This is a genomic window from Kitasatospora sp. McL0602 (genome assembly GCF_052076145.1).
GTDB lineage: Bacteria > Actinomycetota > Actinomycetes > Streptomycetales > Streptomycetaceae > Kitasatospora.
This window is the reverse complement of the sequence record NZ_CP197246.1, coordinates 3,693,424-3,712,980: the sequence shown is the minus strand read 5'-3', so window position 1 is coordinate 3,712,980 and position 19,557 is coordinate 3,693,424. Positions and strand designations below refer to the sequence as shown.

General features: G+C 70.9%; 18 protein-coding genes. 9 read left to right on the top strand and 9 right to left on the bottom strand.

All coding sequences use genetic code 11. The features are described from left to right. Positions 1-515: 515 nt before the first annotated feature. The gene (locus ACR68M_RS16845) at positions 516-1,136 is read left to right on the top strand and encodes a hypothetical protein (RefSeq protein ID WP_441251327.1); all 621 of its coding nucleotides are present in this window, start codon (positions 516-518) and stop codon (positions 1,134-1,136) included. On the opposite strand, the gene ACR68M_RS16840 is transcribed toward ACR68M_RS16845, so the two are convergent. The 4 genes from ACR68M_RS16840 to ACR68M_RS16825 form a co-directional block, all read right to left on the bottom strand. Then, positions 1,106-2,098 carry a LuxR C-terminal-related transcriptional regulator gene (locus tag ACR68M_RS16840; RefSeq protein ID WP_441251326.1) on the bottom strand — a complete coding sequence of 331 codons (993 nt, stop codon included), beginning with the start codon at positions 2,096-2,098 and terminating at the stop codon, positions 1,106-1,108. The two genes, ACR68M_RS16845 and ACR68M_RS16840, sit on opposite strands and share 31 nt — an antisense overlap. Then, a complete protein-coding gene (locus tag ACR68M_RS16835) occupies positions 2,091-3,059 on the bottom strand; it encodes a LuxR C-terminal-related transcriptional regulator (protein ID WP_441251325.1) in 969 nt (322 codons plus the stop codon). The genes ACR68M_RS16840 and ACR68M_RS16835 overlap by 8 nt, the downstream gene beginning before the upstream one ends. Continuing rightward, positions 3,052-4,029 carry a LuxR C-terminal-related transcriptional regulator gene (locus tag ACR68M_RS16830; protein ID WP_441251324.1) on the bottom strand — a complete coding sequence of 326 codons (978 nt, stop codon included), beginning with the start codon at positions 4,027-4,029 and terminating at the stop codon, positions 3,052-3,054. Before ACR68M_RS16830 ends, ACR68M_RS16835 begins: the two co-directional genes overlap by 8 nt. Positions 4,030-4,604: 575 nt before the next feature. Then, positions 4,605-5,699, bottom strand: coding sequence for a TDT family transporter (locus ACR68M_RS16825; RefSeq protein WP_441251323.1), 1,095 nt, complete (start codon positions 5,697-5,699; stop codon positions 4,605-4,607). Positions 5,700-5,769: 70 nt separating this feature from the next. Here ACR68M_RS16825 and ACR68M_RS16820 point away from each other — a divergent pair, with 70 nt between their 5' ends. The 8 genes from ACR68M_RS16820 (at position 5,770) to ACR68M_RS16785 (ending at position 14,978) form a co-directional block, all read left to right on the top strand. Then, a complete protein-coding gene (locus ACR68M_RS16820; protein ID WP_441251322.1) occupies positions 5,770-6,795 on the top strand; it encodes a LysR family transcriptional regulator in 1,026 nt (341 codons plus the stop codon). 117 nt (positions 6,796-6,912) lie between these two features. Then, the gene (clpB, locus tag ACR68M_RS16815) at positions 6,913-9,507 is read left to right on the top strand and encodes an ATP-dependent chaperone ClpB (RefSeq protein ID WP_441251321.1); all 2,595 of its coding nucleotides are present in this window, start codon (positions 6,913-6,915) and stop codon (positions 9,505-9,507) included. Between the two features lie 163 nt (positions 9,508-9,670). Next, positions 9,671-10,231: a YbjN domain-containing protein gene (locus ACR68M_RS16810; protein WP_441251320.1), complete on the top strand. Its 561-nt coding sequence runs from the start codon at positions 9,671-9,673 to the stop codon at positions 10,229-10,231. Positions 10,232-10,362: 131 nt separating this feature from the next. Beyond that, positions 10,363-11,523: a pyridoxal phosphate-dependent aminotransferase gene (locus ACR68M_RS16805; RefSeq protein ID WP_441251319.1), complete on the top strand. Its 1,161-nt coding sequence runs from the start codon at positions 10,363-10,365 to the stop codon at positions 11,521-11,523. 237 nt (positions 11,524-11,760) lie between these two features. Beyond that, the gene (locus tag ACR68M_RS16800) at positions 11,761-12,513 is read left to right on the top strand and encodes an ATP-binding cassette domain-containing protein (protein ID WP_441251318.1); all 753 of its coding nucleotides are present in this window, start codon (positions 11,761-11,763) and stop codon (positions 12,511-12,513) included. Further along, complete coding sequence (locus tag ACR68M_RS16795; RefSeq protein WP_441251317.1) at positions 12,513-13,781, top strand: ABC transporter permease; 1,269 nt, start codon at positions 12,513-12,515, stop codon at positions 13,779-13,781. The genes ACR68M_RS16800 and ACR68M_RS16795 overlap by 1 nt, the downstream gene beginning before the upstream one ends. Further along, positions 13,774-14,418 (top strand): hypothetical protein, encoded by a 645-nt coding sequence (locus ACR68M_RS16790; RefSeq protein ID WP_441251316.1) that lies wholly within the window; start codon positions 13,774-13,776, stop codon positions 14,416-14,418. Before ACR68M_RS16795 ends, ACR68M_RS16790 begins: the two co-directional genes overlap by 8 nt. 11 nt (positions 14,419-14,429) lie before the next feature. Then, a complete protein-coding gene (locus tag ACR68M_RS16785; RefSeq protein ID WP_441251315.1) occupies positions 14,430-14,978 on the top strand; it encodes a GNAT family N-acetyltransferase in 549 nt (182 codons plus the stop codon). Between the two features lie 13 nt (positions 14,979-14,991). Here the strand turns inward: ACR68M_RS16785 and ACR68M_RS16780 are convergent, their stop codons facing one another. The 5 genes from ACR68M_RS16780 to ACR68M_RS16760 are packed head-to-tail and all read right to left on the bottom strand — an operon-like array spanning position 14,992 to position 19,238. Then, positions 14,992-15,321, bottom strand: coding sequence for a DHCW motif cupin fold protein (locus tag ACR68M_RS16780; protein ID WP_441251314.1), 330 nt, complete (start codon positions 15,319-15,321; stop codon positions 14,992-14,994). 11 nt (positions 15,322-15,332) lie between these two features. After that, entirely contained in the window at positions 15,333-16,145 is an 813-nt protein-coding gene (locus ACR68M_RS16775; RefSeq protein WP_441251313.1) for a methyltransferase domain-containing protein, read from the bottom strand. Next, complete coding sequence (locus ACR68M_RS16770; protein WP_441251312.1) at positions 16,142-17,443, bottom strand: MFS transporter; 1,302 nt, start codon at positions 17,441-17,443, stop codon at positions 16,142-16,144. Before ACR68M_RS16770 ends, ACR68M_RS16775 begins: the two co-directional genes overlap by 4 nt. After that, positions 17,440-18,288, bottom strand: a complete 849-nt coding sequence (locus ACR68M_RS16765) for a hypothetical protein (protein ID WP_441251311.1) — start codon at positions 18,286-18,288, stop codon at positions 17,440-17,442. Before ACR68M_RS16765 ends, ACR68M_RS16770 begins: the two co-directional genes overlap by 4 nt. After that, positions 18,285-19,238, bottom strand: a complete 954-nt coding sequence (locus ACR68M_RS16760) for a DUF692 domain-containing protein (protein WP_441251310.1) — start codon at positions 19,236-19,238, stop codon at positions 18,285-18,287. Before ACR68M_RS16760 ends, ACR68M_RS16765 begins: the two co-directional genes overlap by 4 nt. Between the last annotated feature and the right edge of the window lie 319 nt (positions 19,239-19,557).

The window sequence follows — 19,557 nt, the reverse complement described above, 5'->3', positions numbered from 1 at the left end:
CCAGCCGAGGTCATCAGCTGTAATCACCTTGGCAACTGAGACCGACTCAGCTCCGGGCTGCGCCCCGCCGTCTGCCAGTGCGAAGTACCCGCCGGTCAGTGCGGCCGCACCAATCACCAGCGGCAGCACAATCTTACGGACAAACCGGTGCATGCCAGACATATGCCCACCCCTTCCTTCGGATACCTCGTCGGACTAATCCCCAACAGAAGAACAATCGTCCACATGTTGCCCCATGGCGTGCGACCGTGCCAACTACCCCGGTCCCCAGCGGTGCGTCATCTCGCTGCCAGGCATCCAGATGACACCCGACGAGCCTGGACGCGACAGCTGCCAGCGATGGACGATCAGTTCGCTCTCGATGGTCTCAGCAGGCCCTGCAAACTTGCCGATGTACCTTCAATTACGCATTCAACATCCACTCGAATCATCGGCCAGTCAGTTTGAGCAGCCGCCATCCATAACGCCGACCGGCACTGCGATTCGCCTGGTAGGCCGCATCCCCCGGAGTCGACATGAGTGAGCCCTACCTGCGCGATCGCGCCGTCCAGACCCCCGAGGGTCGGCGCGCTCGGGTGTTCCTGGCCGCACCGCTCATGCGGCTGACCGGCCCGGCCGACAGCGTGGTCACGCTGGCCAGCCGGACTCGGCTGACCACCCTGCGCTCGACGCTGCTCCGCAGTGGCGCCGCCGTCTACAGCGCTCACCACAGCGACGCCTGGTCCGTGGCCGGACGGGCACCGGAGCCCCGGGTGCCGTCCGACTTCCGTGCGCTGCAGAGCGCCGACCTGGTCTTCGCGTACGTCGGTGCCCCGCTCTCGGCCGGTGTCAGCCTGGAGCTCGGCTGGGCCTCGGCGCTGCGCAAGCCCGTCGTCCTGCTCGTCGACGAGGCGATCACGCACAACCCGCTGATAGCCACCATCGAGCAGGTCGCCCCCGTGCTGCCGCTGGTCTTCGACGACACCTGGTCGCCGGAGGCGCTGCACCACACCGTCGAGACCGCTCTGGACTGGGCCGGCATGGCGCTCTCCCTCCGCGAGGGTTTCTGGACGGCGCCCGGCGAGCAGTTCCCGATCCCGCGTCAGCAGCCGCCCGCCTCGTACGGCTACTGGTCCCCCGAGGTCGCGACCGGCTGACCGAAGGCACCGGCTCCCCGCATCTGCCATCCGAGCTGGAACAGCGTCTCGGCGTCGTGCAGCTCGCGCAGCCGCGAGATGTGCCCCGCCACCGTCCGCTCGCTCAGGCCCAGCCGGCTCGCGATCGTCCGCTGCGTCAGCCCCTGTGTCAGCAGGCGCCCGACCTGCTCATGGACGGGTGACCCGTCGTCGCTCCCCCAGTGGACCCGCTCGGCCCGCTCCCAGTCCCGCTGGAAGACGTCGACCAGGAAGTTGACCACTGCCGGGTCCTCGACGAACGCCGCACTTCCGTGGTCGGCGGACGCCGGGATCACCGCGACCCGACGGTCGAAGATCATCATCCGGGTGAACGGCTCCCGCAGCACCCGGAACCGCGCACCCCACCCGGTCACCGTCGCCGCGTACGCGACGGCGGTCGCGTCGGACTTGGTCTCCAGCTCGTACAGGATGTGCATCGCACAGCCGCGCTCCAGCGCGAGCCGGGTCCGGTCCACCGCCGCGTCCAGGTGCTGGGCCGGGCGCGGGCCCGGCTGAGCGGCCAACGCCTCCTCGCGGTAGTCCGCCTCGATCTGGATGATCCGGTGCCGGATCTCCTCCCGGTTGTCGACGTACTGCACCTCACCCAGGCGGTCGACCCGGCGCGGGGCCCCGTCGTAGGCCCGGGTCAGGTCTCCCAGCAGCGTGGGCATCTCCTCGGCCCGCGTCAGCAGCCGCGTCCCCTCCGACCGCAGCTCGGCGCTCAGCCGCTCACCCACCGACCGCGGATTCACGGCGGTGAGTGACGAATCCGGCAGGTTGTTGTGCACCAGCAACCCGAGCTCCAGCAGCCGCAGCACCGCCCCGGCATCGGCCGGGGCCACGTCGCGGAACATCACCCGCCCGCCCTGCGCCAGGAGGTCGAAGTACAGCGCCCGCTCCACCTCGTCCGGCAGCCCGGCCGTCGCCCCACCGGTCTCACTCACCACGCATCAACCACCCCAGTTGGAACAACGTCTCGGCGTCGTGCAGCTCGCGCAGCCGCGAGATGTGCCCCGCCACCGTCCGCTCGCTCAACCCCAGCCGACTCGCGATCGTCCGCTGCGTCAGCCCCTGCGCCAGCAGCCGCCCGATCTGCTCGTGCACCGGAGGGCCTTCCCCTTCCGACCCCTCCGGCCGGACGGCCCCCCACTGGACGCGCTCGGCCCGCTCCCAATCACGCTCGAACACCCCCACCAGGAAACTCACCACCGCCGGGTCTTCCACGAACGCCGCACTGCTGTTGTCCGCCGAGGCCGGGATCACCGCCACCCGCCGGTCGAAGACCAGCAGGCGGGTGAACGGCTCGCCCAGGACTCGTACCTGCTCACCCCATTCACCGGCCACTGCCGCGTACTGGGCGGTCGCGGCGTCCGTCTTCGCTCCGGGCTCGTAGATCGTGCGGCTGGTGCCTCCCTGCTCCAGGAAACGTCGAATCCGGTCCATCGACTGTGTCAGGTGCCCCGCCGGCCTTGCTCCCCCGGGCTGCGCCGCCAAGGCCTCCACCCTGAGATCGGCCTCGATCTGGAGAATCCGGTGCCGGATCTCCGGGAAGTTGTCGACGTGCTGGACTTTGCTGATCCGGTCGAGCCGGTGCGGAGTCGCTTCGTACTGCTGCGTCAGTTCATCCAGCAGTGTCGGCACCTCCTCCGCCTCCACCAGCATCCGCACGCCGGTGGACCGCAGTTCCGCGCTGAGCCGCTCCCCCACCGAACGCGGGTTCACCGCTGTGAGCGAGGAGTCCTCCGTGTGATGGACGAGCAGCCCGATCTCGACCAACCGCAGCACCGCCTTGGCATCCGTTTCGGCCACGTCCCGGAACATCACCCGCCCACCCTGTTCGAGCACCGCGAGGTAGAGCGCCTGCTCCGCCGCGCTCGGCAGCGACCCGCCGAAGGCGTCACTCATCGCGGGCACCCCGCATCAGCCACCCCAGCTGGAAGAGCGTCTGCGCCCCGTACCGCTCGCGCAGCCGGGAGATGTGCCCGGCGACCGTCCGTTCGCTCAGGCCCAGCCGGGTCGCCACCGCACGCTGCGTCAGCCCGGACGACAGCAGGCAGCCGATGCGGCGGCTGGTGGAGTACAGGTGACGTCGGGAGTCGATGCTCTGCCACTGAGCGACCTCTGCGCGGTGCCAGTCCCGTTCGAAGACGGTGACCAGGAAGGCGACAGCCGCCGGGTCCTCAATGAAGACGGCGCGGGTGTTGTCGTCGGCGGCGGGGACGACGGCGACGGTGCGGTCGATGATGATCATTCGTTGGAACGGCTCGTCGAGGATGCGCACCGCGGCGCCCTGCGCGGTGACGGCCGTGGCGTACGCCACGGTGGCGGGTTCACCGAGGGTCAGGGGCTGGTAGAGGGTGCGCAGCGTGCCGCCGCGCTTGAGCAGCAGCAGGTCCTGCGGCAGAGCCAGCTCCAGCCCGGCGGCCGGCCTGCTGCCGGGCTGGGTGGTGAGCAGTTCCTTCCGGCACTCGGAGACCAGTTGGGTGATCCGGTGGCGGATGGCGTCGAGGCCGACGACGTGGCTGGCCTCGCCCGGTTGGTCCGCCGGGCACGGGACGGCTTCGTAGGCCTGGGTCAGGCCGTCGAGCAGCCCTGGCAGGCGGTCCGCGCGGAGCAGCAGGTGGGCCGCCTCGGAGCGCATCTCGGCGCCGATCTTCGCGCCGACCGCCCGGGGGCTGACCGCGGTGTAGACCCCGTCCAGGAGGTTGGGCACCACCAGGCCGATCTCGATCAGTCGCCCCAGCGCCGCCCGGTCCGCCTCGGCGACCGCTGCGCGCGGCACTCGGCCCCCTTCGGCGAGGATCGCGAGGTAGAGCTGCCGGGCCGGTTCGTCGGGCAGGCCCGCGTCCGGTTCGGCGGTCGGTTCCGCGGTCACTTCGAACACTCCCTGTCGGACACTCCCGATCGGACTCTCTCCTCGGTGCCCGAACGTGATCTCAATACGCATGATCTCAACACGTGCGGCCGGGAGAAACCCCAGCATCGACGTATCCCCCGGAGGCCGAGCGCGAGCGCGCTGCGGGGCTCCGGGGAATCGTCGGTGCTACGCCTTCGCGTGGGCGCTTCCGGTGAGGCGGAGCAGCAACGCATCACCGGCTCCGGGGCCGGGAGCCATCACCACACATGGCGTCCCGTCCGGCGCTCTTTCCCCCGTGGTGCCGGGTACCGACGTACCCGTGCGCACCCGAAGAGCAAGCCCCCATCGCCAGGTTGCGGTGACCTGGGCGACGCGGCGTGACTCCACCCTCACAGTGGGAGGCGTGTGGAACAAGGGGCGCCCGACTGCAGGTTCCCGCACTTGCACGAACCTGCAGCCCGGCGGCCCTCCCGCTGCCCCGTCAGGTCTCTGAGCAGCGGTATTACCGACCGAAGGGTCAGGTTCCGCCGACCGGACGGGCAGTCGGGAGAGGCCGTCGGGGGCAGGGGCGCGTCACCTCGGCAGGGAGTGCGTCACCGCAGCAGGCGTCCGCCGGCGATGGCCGAGACCGTCCGGACGGCGGCGGTGCACCAGGCGACGACCAGCATGACGAACAGGCCGGCCGCCAGCCCGGTGAGTGCGCCGAAGCCGGTGTGGCGGGCGAGTCCGGCGGCGCCGGTGACCATGGTGCCGAGGGGGAAGGTGAAGGCCCACCAGGTCATCGCGAAGGGCATCTCGGCCCGCCAGGCCTTCACGTTGGCGGCGGTCGCGAGGCCGAGCCAGAGCAGTGCGAAGCCCATCACCATGAGCCCGAAGAGCACCGCGAAGGCGAGTGCGGCGGGGGCGAACCGGGGGGCGGCCGTCCTGGCGGCGTCGGCGAGCTGGTTGGCGGCGGTGGTGGACTGGCCGAGCGGGCCGAGCACCAGGAAGAGCGAGGGGGTCAGGACGAGGCTGGGCAGCTTGCTGTGGACGAGGCCGGTGACCACTACGGGCAGCAGGACCATCGTGCCGATCAGCCCGGCGCCGAACAGGCCGTAACAGCCGTAGAGCATCGCGGTCTGCGCGCCGCCCTCGGGGAGGTGCGGCACCAGGGCGGGGCCGAGCGCGGCGGCGACCATGGGGGCGACGACGGGCAGCAGCCAGGTCGGGTTGGCCTCCAGGGCGGAGACCCGGTGCCGGGTGATCATCAGGTACGGGATGCCCAGGGCCACCGCGAGGGCGTAGACCGTACCGACCGTCCAGAGCAGCACGTCGATGGCGACGGCGGGGGCGGTGCCGATCAGCGGGGCGCCGACGACGAGGGTGCCGTAGCCGACGGCGAGCAGGGCCATCGGGGGGCAGCCGTAGAAGACGGCGGAGGCGGGGTTGTCGAGCAGCTGGGCGCGGGCCGCGTCGGGGTGGCGGCGGAAGTGCAGCACGCGGCCGGTGACGAGCACCGCGAGGAGGCCGAGCGAGAGCGCCCACACCGCCTGACTGAAGCCGACCAGCCCCGGGAAGTGCACCGGCAGGGCGGCGGCACCGTTGGCGGTGATCGCGGTGCCCATGACGGCGGCGTACCAGTTCGGGCCGAGCTGGCTGAGGTCGAGTCGGAAGCCGGTGGTGTCGCGGAGTGCGGTGAGGGTGGCCATGTATCCACCGTGCCCCCGCGCGGGCGGCTCCGGTAGCGCGGCCGGACCTATGAGCACATAGCCTGGCCCTATGGCTCCACCCGCACCCACAAGCCGACCCGATGACCGGCCCCACCAGCACGAACGCCCCGACGAACAGCCCTTCAAGGGGTCTCAGCGACGCCTGACGGGGGCCCACGGCGGGACGCTCTCCGCCCGGGTGCCCGAGCTGGGCGCGCTGGAGCTGCTGCTCGCGGTGGCCCGGCTCGGCAGCGTCGGGCGGGCGGCGGCGGAGCTCGGGGTGAGCCAACCGGCGGCCAGCGCGCGGATCAAGGGGATGGAGCGGCAGATCGGGGTCGCCCTGCTGGAGCGCTCGCCGCGCGGCTCGCGGCCGACCGACGCCGGGCGGCTGGTGGTGGAGTGGGCCCGCAGCGTGGTGGAGGCCGCGCAGTCGCTGGACGCGGGCATCGACGCCCTGCGCGGGCGGCGGGACGCCCGGCTGCGGGTGGTGGCCAGCCTGACGGTCGCCGAGTACCTGATGCCGGGCTGGCTGCTCGCGCTGCACGACGCGAGCCCGGAGACGGCGGTGACGCTGCGGACGGCGAACTCGGCGGACGTCGCCTCCCACGTGCTGGCCGGTGACGCCGACCTCGGGTTCATCGAGGGGCCCGGTACGCCGCCTGGGCTCTCCGGAGCGGTGGTGGCGGCCGACCGGCTGGTGGTCGTGGTCGGGCCGGGCCACCCGTGGGCCCGGCGCCGGGCACCGCTGACCGGCGCCGAGCTGGCCGCGACACCGCTGGTGCTGCGGGAGCCCGGCTCGGGCACCCGGGAGGTGCTCGACCAGGCCCTCGAACCGTACGGCGGGACGGCGACGCCGCGCCTCGAGCTGGCCTCCTCGACCGCGCTGAAGGCCGCCGCGATGACCGGCGCCGGGCCGGTCTGCCTCAGCGAGCTCGCGGTGGTCGAGGAGCTGGCGACCCGGCGGCTGGTGGAGATCCCGCTGATCGGCATCGACCTGCACCGGCCGCTGCGCGCCGTCTGGCCCTCCGGCCACCGCCCGGCCGGCCCGGCCCGGGAGCTGCTCGGGCTGACCCGCAAGCTCACCCGCCGGGACTGACCTGACCTCGCAAGATGAACAACTCCGAAAGTTGAGCCATACACGCTCAACTTCCTGCATACTGGCAGAAGCAATACACCCCCGAGATCCAGCAGCACCTGAGGAGGACGTACCCCCGTGGACGCCAGCAAGTTCACCAGCAAGACGCAGGACGCCCTGTCCGCCGCGATCCGGCAGGCCAGCGCCGCAGGAAACCCGGACGTCAAGCCGGTGCACATCCTGCTGGCGCTGCTGGAGCAGCCCGAGGGCATCGCCCGCCCGCTGCTGGAGGCCGTCGGGGCCGACCCGGCCGCCGTCACCGCCGCCGCCCGCAAGCGGCTCGGCGAGCTGCCCGCCGCCCAGGGCTCGACCGTCGCCGCGCCGCAGCTCGCCCGGGACACGCTCGCCGTGCTCAACGAGGCGGGCAAGCGGGCGGACGAGCTCGACGACCAGTACCTCTCCACCGAGCACCTGCTGGTCGGCCTGGCCGCCGAGGGCGGCGCGGTCGCCGAGCTGCTCGCCCAGCACGGCGCCACGCCGAAGTCGCTGCTGGCCGCCTTCAAGGACGTGCGCGGCAGCGCGAAGGTCACCTCCCCCGACCCCGAGGGCACGTACAAGGCACTGGAGAAGTACGGCACCGACCTGACCCAGGCGGCCCGCGACGGCAAGCTCGACCCGGTGATCGGGCGCGACCAGGAGATCCGCCGGGTCGTCCAGGTGCTCTCCCGCCGGACGAAGAACAACCCGGTGCTGATCGGCGACCCGGGCGTCGGCAAGACCGCCGTGGTCGAGGGCCTGGCGCAGCGGATCGTCGCGGGCGACGTGCCGACCTCGCTGCGCGGCAAGCGGCTGGTCTCGCTCGACCTCAGCGCGATGGTCGCCGGGGCGAAGTACCGGGGCGAGTTCGAGGAGCGGCTGAAGGCCGTCCTGAACGACATCCGCTCCAGCGACGGCCAGGTCATCACCTTCATCGACGAGCTGCACACCATGGTCGGCGCGGGCGCCGGCGGCGACTCGTCGATGGACGCGGGCAACATGCTCAAGCCGATGCTGGCCCGGGGCGAGCTGCGGATGGTCGGCGCCACCACGCTGGACGAGTACCGCGAGCGGATCGAGAAGGACCCGGCGCTGGAGCGCCGCTTCCAGCAGGTGCTGGTCGGCGAGCCCAGCGTCGAGGACACCATCGCCATCCTGCGCGGGCTCAAGGGCCGGTACGAGGCGCACCACAAGGTGCAGATCTCGGACGCCGCGCTGGTCGCCGCCGCCACCCTCTCCAACCGCTACATCACCTCGCGCTTCCTCCCCGACAAGGCGATCGACCTGATCGACGAGGCGGCCTCCCGGCTCCGGATGGAGATCGACTCCTCGCCGGTCGAGATCGACGAACTCCAGCGCTCCGTCGACAGGTTGCGGATGGAGGAGCTGGCCCTGGAGAAGGAGTCCGACCCGGCCTCCGTCGACCGGCTGGCCAAGCTCCGGCGCGATCTCGCCGACCGGCAGGAGCAGTTGAACGGGCTGACCGCCCGCTGGGAGCAGGAGAAGAAGAGCCTCAACCGGGTCGGCGAGCTCAAGGAGCGCCTCGACGAGCTGCAGGGTGCGCTCGAACGCGCCCAGCGGGACGGCGACTTCGAGCGCGCCTCGAAGCTGCTGTACGCCGAGATCCCCGCCGCCGAGCACGAGCTCGCGGAGGCCCAGGCCAGGGCGGCCGACGAGGACGCCTCCGAGTCGATGGTCAAGGAGGAGGTCGGGCCGGACGACATCGCCGACGTGGTCAGCGCCTGGTCGGGCATCCCCGCCGGGCGGCTGCTTGAGGGCGAGAGCGCCAAACTCCTGCGCATGGAGGAGGAGTTGGGCCGCCGCCTGATCGGCCAGACGGAGGCCGTCCGGGCCGTCTCGGACGCGGTGCGCCGCACCCGCTCCGGCATCGCCGACCCGGACCGGCCGACCGGCTCCTTCCTCTTCCTCGGCCCGACGGGCGTCGGCAAGACCGAACTCGCGAAGGCCCTGGCCGACTTCCTCTTCGACGACGAGCGGGCGATGGTCCGGATCGACATGAGCGAGTACGGCGAGAAGCACTCCGTCTCCCGGCTGGTCGGCGCCCCGCCCGGGTACGTCGGCTACGAGGAGGGCGGCCAGCTCACCGAGGCCGTCCGGCGCCGCCCGTACAGCGTCGTCCTGCTGGACGAGGTCGAGAAGGCCCACCCCGAGGTCTTCGACGTGCTGCTCCAGGTGCTGGACGACGGGCGGCTCACCGACGGCCAGGGCCGCACCGTCGACTTCCGGAACGCGATCCTGATCCTGACCTCCAACCTCGGCTCGCAGTACCTGGTCGACCCGGTGATCGAGCAGGCGAAGAAGAAGGAGCTGGTGCTGGAGACCGTCCGCACCGCCTTCAAGCCCGAGTTCCTCAACCGGCTGGACGACATCGTGGTCTTCGAGCCGCTCGGCACCGCCGAGCTGAGCCGGATCGTCGACCTCCAGGTCACCCGCCTCGCCGACCGCCTGCGCGACCGGCGGATCAGCCTGGACGTCACCCCGGCCGCCCGTGACTGGCTGGCGCTGACCGGCTACGACCCGGCGTACGGGGCCCGGCCGCTGCGGCGGCTGGTGCAGTCCGCGATCGGCGACCAGCTGGCCAGGGCGATCCTCTCCGGCACGGTGCACGACGGCCAGACCGTCGTGGTCGAGCGCGACGAGGCGGGCGACCGGCTGACCGTCCGGGCCGACGGGTAGCCGGGTGCACGGGCGCTCCCGAAAGCAGCTGGTTGCGGATCTTCCGGGCAGCCGCCAGGGAGCCTCTGTGACCCCGGCCGCAGATGAGGCAGGATGGAGACCTGGAAGGGCGGCCCCTGACATCCCAGCCACCCTTGTGCACTGAGAATCAGAAGGACCTCCCATGAGCATCGACCCGTCCTCCATCCCCTCCTTCGGCGTGCCGCAGGGCGGCCCCGGCGGCCAGCCCGGCGGCGCCCCGGCCGGCCCGCCGCCCGTCGTGGTGCCGGACCAGGCCCTCGTCGGCCAGCTGCTGGACCAGATGCAGCTGAAGCACCTGGTGGACGACGAGGGCGACCTCACCGCCCCCTGGGACGGCTTCCGGGTGTACTACATGTTCCGCGGCGAGCAGAAGGAGCTCTTCGCCGTCCGCGCGTTCTACGACCGCGCGTACCCGCTCGAGGACAAGCACGAGATCCTCGACCTGATCGACGAGTGGAACCGCGAGACCCTCTGGCCGAAGGTCTACACCCACACCCACGAGGACGGCGTCGTCCGCCTGATCGGCGAGTCCCAGATGATCGTCGGCACCGGCGTCAACCTGGACTACTTCGTCACCACCACGGCGAACTGGACCCAGGCCGCCGTCGGCTTCGAGCAGTGGATCGTCGAGCGCCTCGGCCTCCAGAAGGACATCGAGGGCGAGCAGGGCCCGTCCGACGAGAACCCCACCGACGAGGTCTGAGCCCGTCGACACGAACGGCCCGCCCCCACCCGGGGGCGGGCCGTTCGTCGTGGGGCACCCCCGGGAAGTGCTTGCCCAGGCCGCGGCGCCAGCGGATGATTGGGCCCGACTACGAAGCGTGAGGAGCCGGGATGAGTGCGAGGCCACTGCTGAACCGCAGGCTGGCGGGGCTGGGGACGACGATCTTCGCGGAGATGTCGGCCCTGGCGAACGCCACCGGCTCGATCAACCTCGGGCAGGGCTTCCCCGACACCGACGGGCCCCGCGAGATCGCCCAGGCCGCCGCCGACGCGATCCTGGCGGGCAAGGGCAACCAGTACCCGCCCGGCCCCGGCGTCCCGGAGCTGCGCAGCGCCATCGCCGAGCACCAACAGCGGTGGTACGGGCTGGAGTTCGACCCCGACAGCGAGGTGCTCGTCACCGCCGGCGCCACCGAGGCGATCGCCGCCACGATGCTCGCCCTGCTGGAGCCGGGCGACGAGGTGATCGCCTTCGAGCCGTTCTACGACTCGTACGCCGCGACCATCGCGATGGCCGGAGCGACCCGGGTGCCGCTCACCCTGCGCGCGCCCGGCTTCCGCCCCGATCTGGACGAGCTGCGCACGCTGATCACCCCGCGCACCCGGCTGCTGCTGATCAACACCCCGCACAACCCCACCGGCCTCGTCCTGCACCCCGACGAGCTGCGCGCCATCGCCGAACTCGCCTGCGAGCACGACCTGCTGGTCGTCACCGACGAGGTCTACGAACACCTGGTCTTCAGCGGCGGCCACCACCCGATCGCCGCCCTCCCCGGGATGCGCGAACGCACCGTCTCGATCTCCTCCTCCGGCAAGACCTTCTCCTTCACCGGCTGGAAGGTCGGCTGGGTCACCGCCGCCGCCCCGCTGGTCGCCGCCGTCCGCACCGCGAAGCAGTACCTCACCTTCGTCAGCGCAGGCCCCTTCCAGTACGCCGTCGCCGACGCCCTGCGCCTGCCGGACGAGTACTTCGACGGCTTCCGCGCCGACCTGCGCCGCAAGCGCGACCTGCTCTCGGAGGGGCTGACGGCGGCCGGCTTCCAGGTCTTCGAGCCGGAGGGCACGTACTTCATCACCACCGACATCACCCCACTGGGCGAGAAGGACGGCCTGGAGTTCTGCCGCAGCCTCCCCGCCCGCTGCGGCGTCGTCGCCATCCCCAACGTCGTCTTCTACGACAACGCCGACGCCGGGCGCAGCCACGTCCGCTTCACCTTCTGCAAGGGCGACGACGTACTCGCCGAGGCAGTGACCAGGCTCCAGCGGCTCTGACCCGGCGCCTCGGGAAGCGCTGGGTGCAGGCTGAATCTGGCGGATCGACGCGCGGGGCACCTATCGGTTCGGGCGCGTAGCAACCCTGCCGTGGTAGCGTCCGGCCGATCGACCGGGGGGCGATCGGTAACCGAAAAGTCTCGTGGGGGGACATTGTGGGACTGAGCCATTCAGATGTGGCGACGCTTCGCGCCCTCCTCGCTGAAGTCACCCAGCGTGGCTAGGGGGAGGTGCCAGGTGGAGCCGATCGTGGTGGTCCGCGGGCTCGGGCAGGGGTACGGCGGCAAGAGCGTGATCTCAGATCTCGACCTGGAGGTCGGTCCCGGCGTTACGGGCTTGCTCGGCCCCAACGGTGCAGGCAAGACAACGTTGTTGAGAACCCTTGCGACCGTTGTCCCGCCCCACGATGGTGAGATCGAGATCTGCGGGATCAGGGTCGTCTCCGAGCAGACGGCTCGGCAGGCCCGCCGGAGCATCGGATATCTGCCACAGGACTTCGGCTACTACCCCTCGTTCTCGGTGTACGACTTCGTTCGGTACTGCGCGTGGCTCCGGGAGGTACCGTCGTCGGAGGCCGATCGGGAGACGCGGCGCGTGATCGAGGCGGTAGGACTCTCCGACCGCATTTCAGCCAAGATGAAGTCGTTGTCCGGCGGGATGCTCCGCCGGGCAGGAATCGCGACCGCCATGGTCGGCTCGCCGCGGCTGCTTCTTCTCGATGAACCGACTGTCGGTCTGGACCCGGCACAGCGGCTGGACTTCCGCGAACTCATCCGGTCGCTCAGCGACAGTGCGGTGATCCTCAGTACCCACCTGGTGGAGGATGTCTCCGCAGTCTGCAGCAGCGTCGCGGTGCTCAGCGCGGGACGGTTCGTCTTCCAGGGCACTCCCGCCGAGTTGACGGAGGCTGCCGCGCCGGACGCCATCGGTGACAGCCCGCTGGAGCGCGGGTACATGACCACGCTGGGCACCCAGGGGGTGCGCCGCTGATGCGGATCTACTGGATCGAAGTCCGTCGCTCGCCACTGCGTTGGTGGTTACCCGTCCTGCTGGCGCTCGACTTCGCGGCGATCTTCGGACGCAGCCAGTGGTGGATCGGGGTCTGGCCACAGGCCAGCGTCGCAGCGCAACTGCCCTCGCTCTACTTCGGACCGGCACTCGCCGCCTCCGCGACCTGGACGGCCGGACGTGCTCGGCGGGCGGGGATCAATGAGCAGCTGGGCGCCTCGGCCCGTCCCGCCTGGCAACTGGAGCTGGCGCAGCTCGCCGCGACGCTGAGCTACGGAACGCTGGTCTATCTCATCGGCGCTGCCGCAGCCGCTGCTGTGAGTCTCTCGGACGCCGGCCCCGGCTTCCTGTGGCCCGGTTACCTCCTGCTCGGCTTCGGCGTCATGATCGGCTGTGCCGGGCTCGGGCATGTGGTCGGCCGGTGGTCGTCCTCTCCCTATGCGGCATCGGCGGTGTGCGGCCTCGGTTGTTTCGTCTTCCTGGGCTGGGTCGGAAACCCGTCCGCGCTGGACCTCTTCATGCTCTCCGGCGATCCGTTCATCAAGGTTGCCGTATCCCCGCTCCTGGTACGGCTGGCACTGGGCTGCGGCCTGGCGGCCATCGCGGTGCTGGTGGCCAGGCCGACGTTCCGCCGCCACGGTCGTGGCAGGTGGCAAACAACGCCCGCACGGCGGTTCACCGCGCTCGGAGTGGTGGTGGCCTTCGTCCTGGCCGCAGTAGCCGTCGGCCCGGCCGGCCGGATTCGAGTCCAGCGGGCGGCGGCCGCCAACCCGGTGTGCTCCGAGACTGTTCCCCGGGTGTGCCTCTGGCCGGAGGACCGCAAGTATCTGCCCGAGGCGACAGCCATGGCGGCGCGGATGTCCAAGATCCCGGCGGGCATGTTCACCGTGCCGGGCGATTTCTACGAACAGGGTCTCCGGAGCAGTCAGCCGAACGACTTCTACATCCTCGAGGGCTCGCTCTGGGATCCGGCGATCAGCATGGGCAGCGCGATCGTCCAGTCCGAGATCCCGCCACTCTGCCTCGCGGTGGACAACGAGACCATGGAACGAATCGGTCTGGCTTCAGGCGAGTTGTCCATGTGGTTGGCCGCTCGCATCTACGGGGCCGGTCGGCCTGTGAACATGCACGGTGGGCCGCCAGGCGTGGACATGGAGTTCATCGCACGCCTGACCACACAGCCCGAGGAAGCACAGATCGCCTGGGCGCAGCAGCGCCTGCAGACTCTCCACTCGGTGTCCTGTGTCTGATCACATCGCCGCCGTCCGGCGATATGCGCGCGTCCACCACGTCCACGGTCTGGCGATCGGCCTGGCGCTCGTAACAGTCTGCGACGCCCTGTTCGGCTCCATCAACATCTCTCTTCCAGCCGGGAACGCGGCCGGCGTGGCGGTGATTCCGTTCCGGCGGGAGCTTCCCATCGCCTTCGCGGCTCTCGCTGCGGGCAGCCTGCACAGCGTGGTGGCCGACATGGAGCGCGCCGCCTCCAAGACCTTCCGCACCTACGAGGTGGCGCACGCGATTGCCGTCAGCGCGATCACGGTGGTGTTGCTCGGCTCGGCCGAGGCAGTCTTCACCACCACGGAACTCGCCGTTCTGATGATGCGGGCGTTGCTCATCTGGCTCGGCCTGGCGTTCCTCTCCGGCCGGATCTTCGGCTGGATGCTCTCCTGGGTCCTGCCGACGCTCACCATCTTCCCGTTGACCTACTACGGAGCCGAAGATCTCGGACGGCACCGCTGGTGGGACTGGACGGGGCAGTCCGCCGGTTCGCTCCCCTGCTGGGCTCTGGCGGCGGTCAGTCTCACCGTCGGTGCGGGTGCCCTGGCGCTGACGCCGTGGAGGCTGCACGGCCTAAGCAGATGCCGGGCGGCGCGGAGTGGCTGACACTCGTTGGTGTGACTCCGCGACCGCCCGGTACCCCGCAGCCCGACGGCCTGCCCGCCGTCGAGCTGCGGCGCTTCGCCGAGGGTGATTCGGTCGAGGCGCTGACCGGCCTGCTGCACCTCGCGTACGCCGACCACGCGGCGGCCGGCCGGGTGTTCTTCGCCTCGTACCAGTCCGTGCAGGACACCGCGAACCGGCTGGCCGAGGGCGAGTGCTGGCTCGCGCTGAGCGGCGGGGCGCTGCTCGGCACGGTGACGGTCGCGGCCCGGCACGCGGCCCCGGAGGGGTACCCGGCACCGGCCGGGGCCGGGTCGTTCTGGCAGCTGGCGGTGCACCCGTCGCAGCGCGGGGCCGGTCTGGGGCACCGCCTGCTGGCCCTCGCGGAGCGACGGATCGCCGCGCTCGGGGCCGACCGGGTCGCCATCGACACGTCGGCCGGGGCCGCCGAGCTGGTCGGCTGGTACCTCCGACACGGCTACACGCCGGTCGGGACGTGGCAGTGGGAGGTCACGAACTACCAGAGCGTCGTGCTCCTGAAGGAGCTCCCCCCGACCGGCTGACCCGCTGCGACGGCTAGTCGACGATCAGCAGGCTCGCGCCGTTCGGCGCGCTGGAGCGGTGCGCCTCGCGCTCGTCGGCGACCTGGTAGCTACGGCCCGCAGGCGTCACCACGACCCGGCCGTCGTCCAGCGTGGTGACGAGCTCGCCCTCGAGCACGAACAGCACGTGCCCCTTGCTGCACCAGTGGTCCGCCGAGTAGCCGACGCTGTAGTCCACCCGCCGTACTCGTACCGCACCGAACTGCTTCACCCGGCTGCGGACTTCACCCGTCTCGCCGGGCTTGCACTCCTCCGGCACCGTGCTCCAGTCCGTCGCGCTGAACGCGAAGCCACTCAACTCCATGCCCGTACTCCTTACTTGATCGCCAACATGCCTTCGAAGTGAAGATACTTCGAGATCGTCACCACGCTGCTGAAACCGACCTCACGGAGCAGCTCCTGGGTGTCCGCACTGCGCTGCGGCGCCAGCACGGAGCGCAGGCTGTGCGCCTTCTGGTAGATCTCCGCGGGGTCGAAGCCGTTCTCCAACTTGTACTCGTTGTACAGCTGTTGGACGATGTCCTGGGTCCGCGAATCCGGCTCCAGCGTCTTCTCGAAGAGGAAGAGACCGCCCCCCTCGACCAGGCCGTCGCAGACCAGCTTGAGGGCCTTGCGGCGCTCACCGGGCGGCAGGAACTGCAGGGTGTAGTACATGATGACCGCGTTGGCGCCGGAGTAGTCGACGTTGAGCATGTCGCCCTGCCGGATGGTGACGTTCTCCAGGTCCATACATCGCTGGCGGGCGACGCGGACCATGTCCGCCTCGATGTCGAACCCGATCAGCGAGAGGTCCTGGCAGCACTCCTTCTCGGCCAGCCGGGCCAGCAGCGTGCCGGTGGAGCAGCCGATGTCGATCACGCTGCCGCCGCGTCGGCAGAAGAACTCGATGCAGCGGCTGATCAGGTCGTGCCCCTCCGCGTAGAGCGGCACGCTGCGGCTGACGTGGACGTCGAACTTCTGCGGCGTACTGCCCGCGAAGCTCCACCGCGTGTCGACGGTCACGATGTCGTCGCCCACCTGCGCCAGGGTGTCAGGCACGCCCGGCAGTCGGTAAGCCGTGGGCTTGTCGGTCAGTTCGGTCAGTTCGGTCAGATCAGTCGCATGGGTCACATCGGTCACATCTGTCACGATGACTCCTGGGGCTCCTCGACAGGGAGGACGACGGGTTCGGATTCGTCGAGCTCGAATCCCGAGTTTCGGACGAGCACGCGGAAGACCTGGACGGTCAGCAGGACGGCGCCCACCGCGAAGGTGACCCGAAGGCCGACCCACGCGACGACCAGACCGGCCACCATCGCCCCGAGCGGGACGGAACCCCAGGCCATCATCCGGTACACGCTGGTCACCCGGCCGAGCAGCGCACTCGGGATCTGCGCCTGCCGCAGGGCCACGCTCACCGAGCTGAACTGGATCTGGGCGTAGCTCGCGCTGCTCAGCGCAAGCACGGTGAGCACCCGGTCCGATGCCACGAAGAGCACCGCCTGGCCGACGGCCTGAAGGCCCACTGCCAGGGCGAGGGCGCCCTTGATCCCGACCTTCTTCGCCACCTTGCCGGCCACCAGACCGGCGGCCAGCCCGCCGAAGGCGCCGCAGGCGATCACCAGTCCGTAGCCCGAACCGCTGAGGTGGAGGACCCGGTGCGCGTAGATCACCATGATGGCGGTGGTCGCGCCGGTGAAGAAGTTGATGACCGCCGAGGTGGCCGCGAGGAAGCGCAGGGTGCCCTGCCCCCACATCCAACGCACGCCCTCGGCAGCCTCCTTGAGGATCCCCGGGCGGGCCTCCTTCGGCTGTCCGGCGCCCGCCCCGGCCGGGCCGTCGGCAGCACCGGCACCCTTCCGTCCGAGCGAGCGCGCCGCCATCGGCAGCGCGAACAGCACCAGCAGCCCGGACCCGGCGAAGGAGATCCCGTCCACCAGGAACGGCAGGGTCACCGACGCCGCGAACAGCAGGCCGCCGAGCGCGGGGCCGAAGAACTGGGTGCCGATCGTCTCGGCGGACATGAGCCGGCTGTTCGCCCGGACCAGCGCGTCCTTCGGAACGATCGAGGGCAGCACGGTCTGGGCCGCGGTTCGGAAGACCGTGTCCGCCGTGGAGAGGATGAACAGCGCGACCAGCAGCACCGGGATCTGCGCGACACCGATCAGCAGCGAGGCCACGACGACGGCCAGCAGCAGGCCCCGGGCGAGGTCGAGCCCGACCATCAGCCGTCGGCGTTCCATCCGGTCGACCACGACGCCGCCGAAGATGCCGAGCAGCAGGTACGGCAGCGTGACCGCCACCTCGGCGGTCGCCACCACCTTGGGGTCGCTGTTCAGCGAGAGGACGAGCAGCGGCCCTGCCGTGAGCAGCACGCCGTCCCCCACGCAGGAGATCGCGCTGGCCGTCCACAGCAGGGCGAAGCGCCTGCCGGCTTCCGTCGTCATCGGGCGTCTCCGGCGGTGCTGATGGCGGGCGGGCCGGGTGTCACCAGGCCCCAGTCGGCGAAGGTTTCGAGCAGCCCCCGGAGCCCGGCGTCGGCCGGGTCCAGCCCGACCAGGGCGGCGATCTCCGGGAGGTCCGCGCCGGTGGCGAGCGCCTCGGCGACCAGCGCCGCGCTCTCGCCGATCCCGTTGAGGGAGTAGTGGTCCGGGGAGCCGTCGAGCCGCACCACGATCTGCCGGGGCTGCGCCGGGAGCGCCGTGAGGTCGGTCTGCTGCGGGTCGGCGAGCCAGCCGAGGATGTCGTGCCCGACCCGTACGAGAGCGCCACGCCCCGTCCAACGGGGAGCAGTTCCGTCAGCAGCGGCCACCGGCGGACCGGCGGCATGCCGGGCGACCAGCAGGGCTCCGGCGTATTCCAGCGCGATGATGTCGAACAGGCCCGGCGCCGAGGCCGCCCCGGGGGTGTCCAGGGTGCGCCGCAGGTGGTCCAGGTAGTCGGCGGTGACGGTGTAGACGTAGGGCCCCCGGTCGGTCCACCCGCTGGCCTCGACGTACGAGCGCGCCAGCGCCGGGAGGTCCTGGCCCAGCTGCTCCAGGGCGAGTGCGGTGAGCGGTGCGCCCTCGGCGACCGCGTACCGGGTGACCCTGACCAACCGGAAGCGGTAGGCGTCCACGGCCCAGGCGACGCCCTTGCCGTTGGCGGCGTACTGGGCCGCGATCGCGGTCTCCTCGGGGGTCAGCCCGAACTCGGCTGCCCGCTCGGCCACTTCGGCGGCGATGACGGCGTCCGAGAGCGCGGGCTCGCGCAGGATGCGCCGCCAGAGCCGCCAGACCTCCTCGGCCTTCACCGGGCGGCCTCCCCGGCTGCGGCGACTGCGGTCGTCCGGCGGCTGTGCGGGCCGTAGACGCGGTCCCAGATCTGCGCCGCGCGTTCGAGATCCCCGAGGATCAGCGGTGCGTCCTCGGCCGGGTCGAGCTCCCGGGTGCGTGCGGAGTGGGCGCGGCCCTGGACCTCCACGATCACCGCGCCGGGCCGGGACTTCGACATCAGGTCCTCCAGCGCCTCCCACACCGGCTCGGGCACCCGGGCGTCGTGCCAGTCGTGGTACATACCGCCGGACCAGCTGCCGCCCGCCACGTGGACTTCCACCACGCGGTCCAGGGGCAACGCGTCCAGATAGGAACGCATGCTGTAGTAGCCGAAGTTGACCACGTTGGTATGGATGTTGTGCAGGTCGATGTGGAGGTAGGTGCCCGCCTTCTCGACCAGGGCGGCGAGGAAGTCCGGCTCGGCCAGGTCCCCGCCGGGGCAGGGCACGTAGTAGGCCGCGTTCTCGTGGGCCAGCGGCACACCGAGCAACTCCTGGAGCCGACTGGCGCGTTCGGCCAGCCGGGAGACCTCCGCGCGGGAGAACTGGACGGGTGAGCTCCAGATGTCCGACCAGGAGCCGTCGCCGTAGAAGCAGTGGTCACTCATCCAGGGGCTGCGGAACCGCTGGGCGGCGGGTACGTGCCGCAGCACCGCCGCCGTCGTCTCCAACGGCTCGAAGCCGAACTCCGCGCCGTAGTTGGAGTGTGCGATGACGGTGGGCTCGCCCGCCACCAGCGCGTCGATCTCCGCCTCGCGGTCGGGCAGGATCGTCCAGGGGCTGTCCAGCGGCGCGATGACGGTGTCCAGCAGCACCTCCACCGCGTCGATGCCGGCCTGGTGGAAGGGGAACCACTCGGCGACCTCGGGGTTGTACTGCAGGCCGACACCCACCGGGGCCACCGGCCCGCGCGGAGTTCCGTCGTTCATCGGCGACACCTTCTCAACCTGTCCTCGTGCGGGTGTTGCCCTCGGTGACCTTGACGACCAGGAACCGCTCGCAGGGCAGGTCTCACTGCCGGCGTCGCTTCACTCGGACGTACCGGAGGCCAGTAGTGCCCCCGCGATTCAGGTGCTTCTTCAGCAGGTCGGGCTGCGGCGAACCTTGGTCTCGCGGCTGATCGTGATCGTGGTGGTCTCCATGTGCGTCACCCCCCTTCGAACATGACATCACGCCGCGAACGGTTCCTGGCCGACAGGGCCACCGAGTGGCGCCACCATCTGAGCGCGCTCGGTTGAGAGTTGACCA

Coding starts and splice junctions, on each gene's coding strand:
- ACR68M_RS16845 (WP_441251327.1), top strand. CDS start 516: ATGAGTGAGCCCTACCTGCGCGATCGCGCCGTCCAGACCCCCGAGGGT.
- ACR68M_RS16835 (WP_441251325.1), bottom strand. CDS start 3,059: ATGAGTGACGCCTTCGGCGGGTCGCTGCCGAGCGCGGCGGAGCAGGCG.
- ACR68M_RS16825 (WP_441251323.1), bottom strand. CDS start 5,699: ATGGCCACCCTCACCGCACTCCGCGACACCACCGGCTTCCGACTCGAC.
- ACR68M_RS16820 (WP_441251322.1), top strand. CDS start 5,770: ATGGCTCCACCCGCACCCACAAGCCGACCCGATGACCGGCCCCACCAG.
- ACR68M_RS16810 (WP_441251320.1), top strand. CDS start 9,671: ATGAGCATCGACCCGTCCTCCATCCCCTCCTTCGGCGTGCCGCAGGGC.
- ACR68M_RS16805 (WP_441251319.1), top strand. CDS start 10,363: ATGAGTGCGAGGCCACTGCTGAACCGCAGGCTGGCGGGGCTGGGGACG.
- ACR68M_RS16795 (WP_441251317.1), top strand. CDS start 12,513: ATGCGGATCTACTGGATCGAAGTCCGTCGCTCGCCACTGCGTTGGTGG.
- ACR68M_RS16780 (WP_441251314.1), bottom strand. CDS start 15,321: ATGGAGTTGAGTGGCTTCGCGTTCAGCGCGACGGACTGGAGCACGGTG.
- ACR68M_RS16770 (WP_441251312.1), bottom strand. CDS start 17,443: ATGACGACGGAAGCCGGCAGGCGCTTCGCCCTGCTGTGGACGGCCAGC.
- ACR68M_RS16760 (WP_441251310.1), bottom strand. CDS start 19,238: ATGAACGACGGAACTCCGCGCGGGCCGGTGGCCCCGGTGGGTGTCGGC.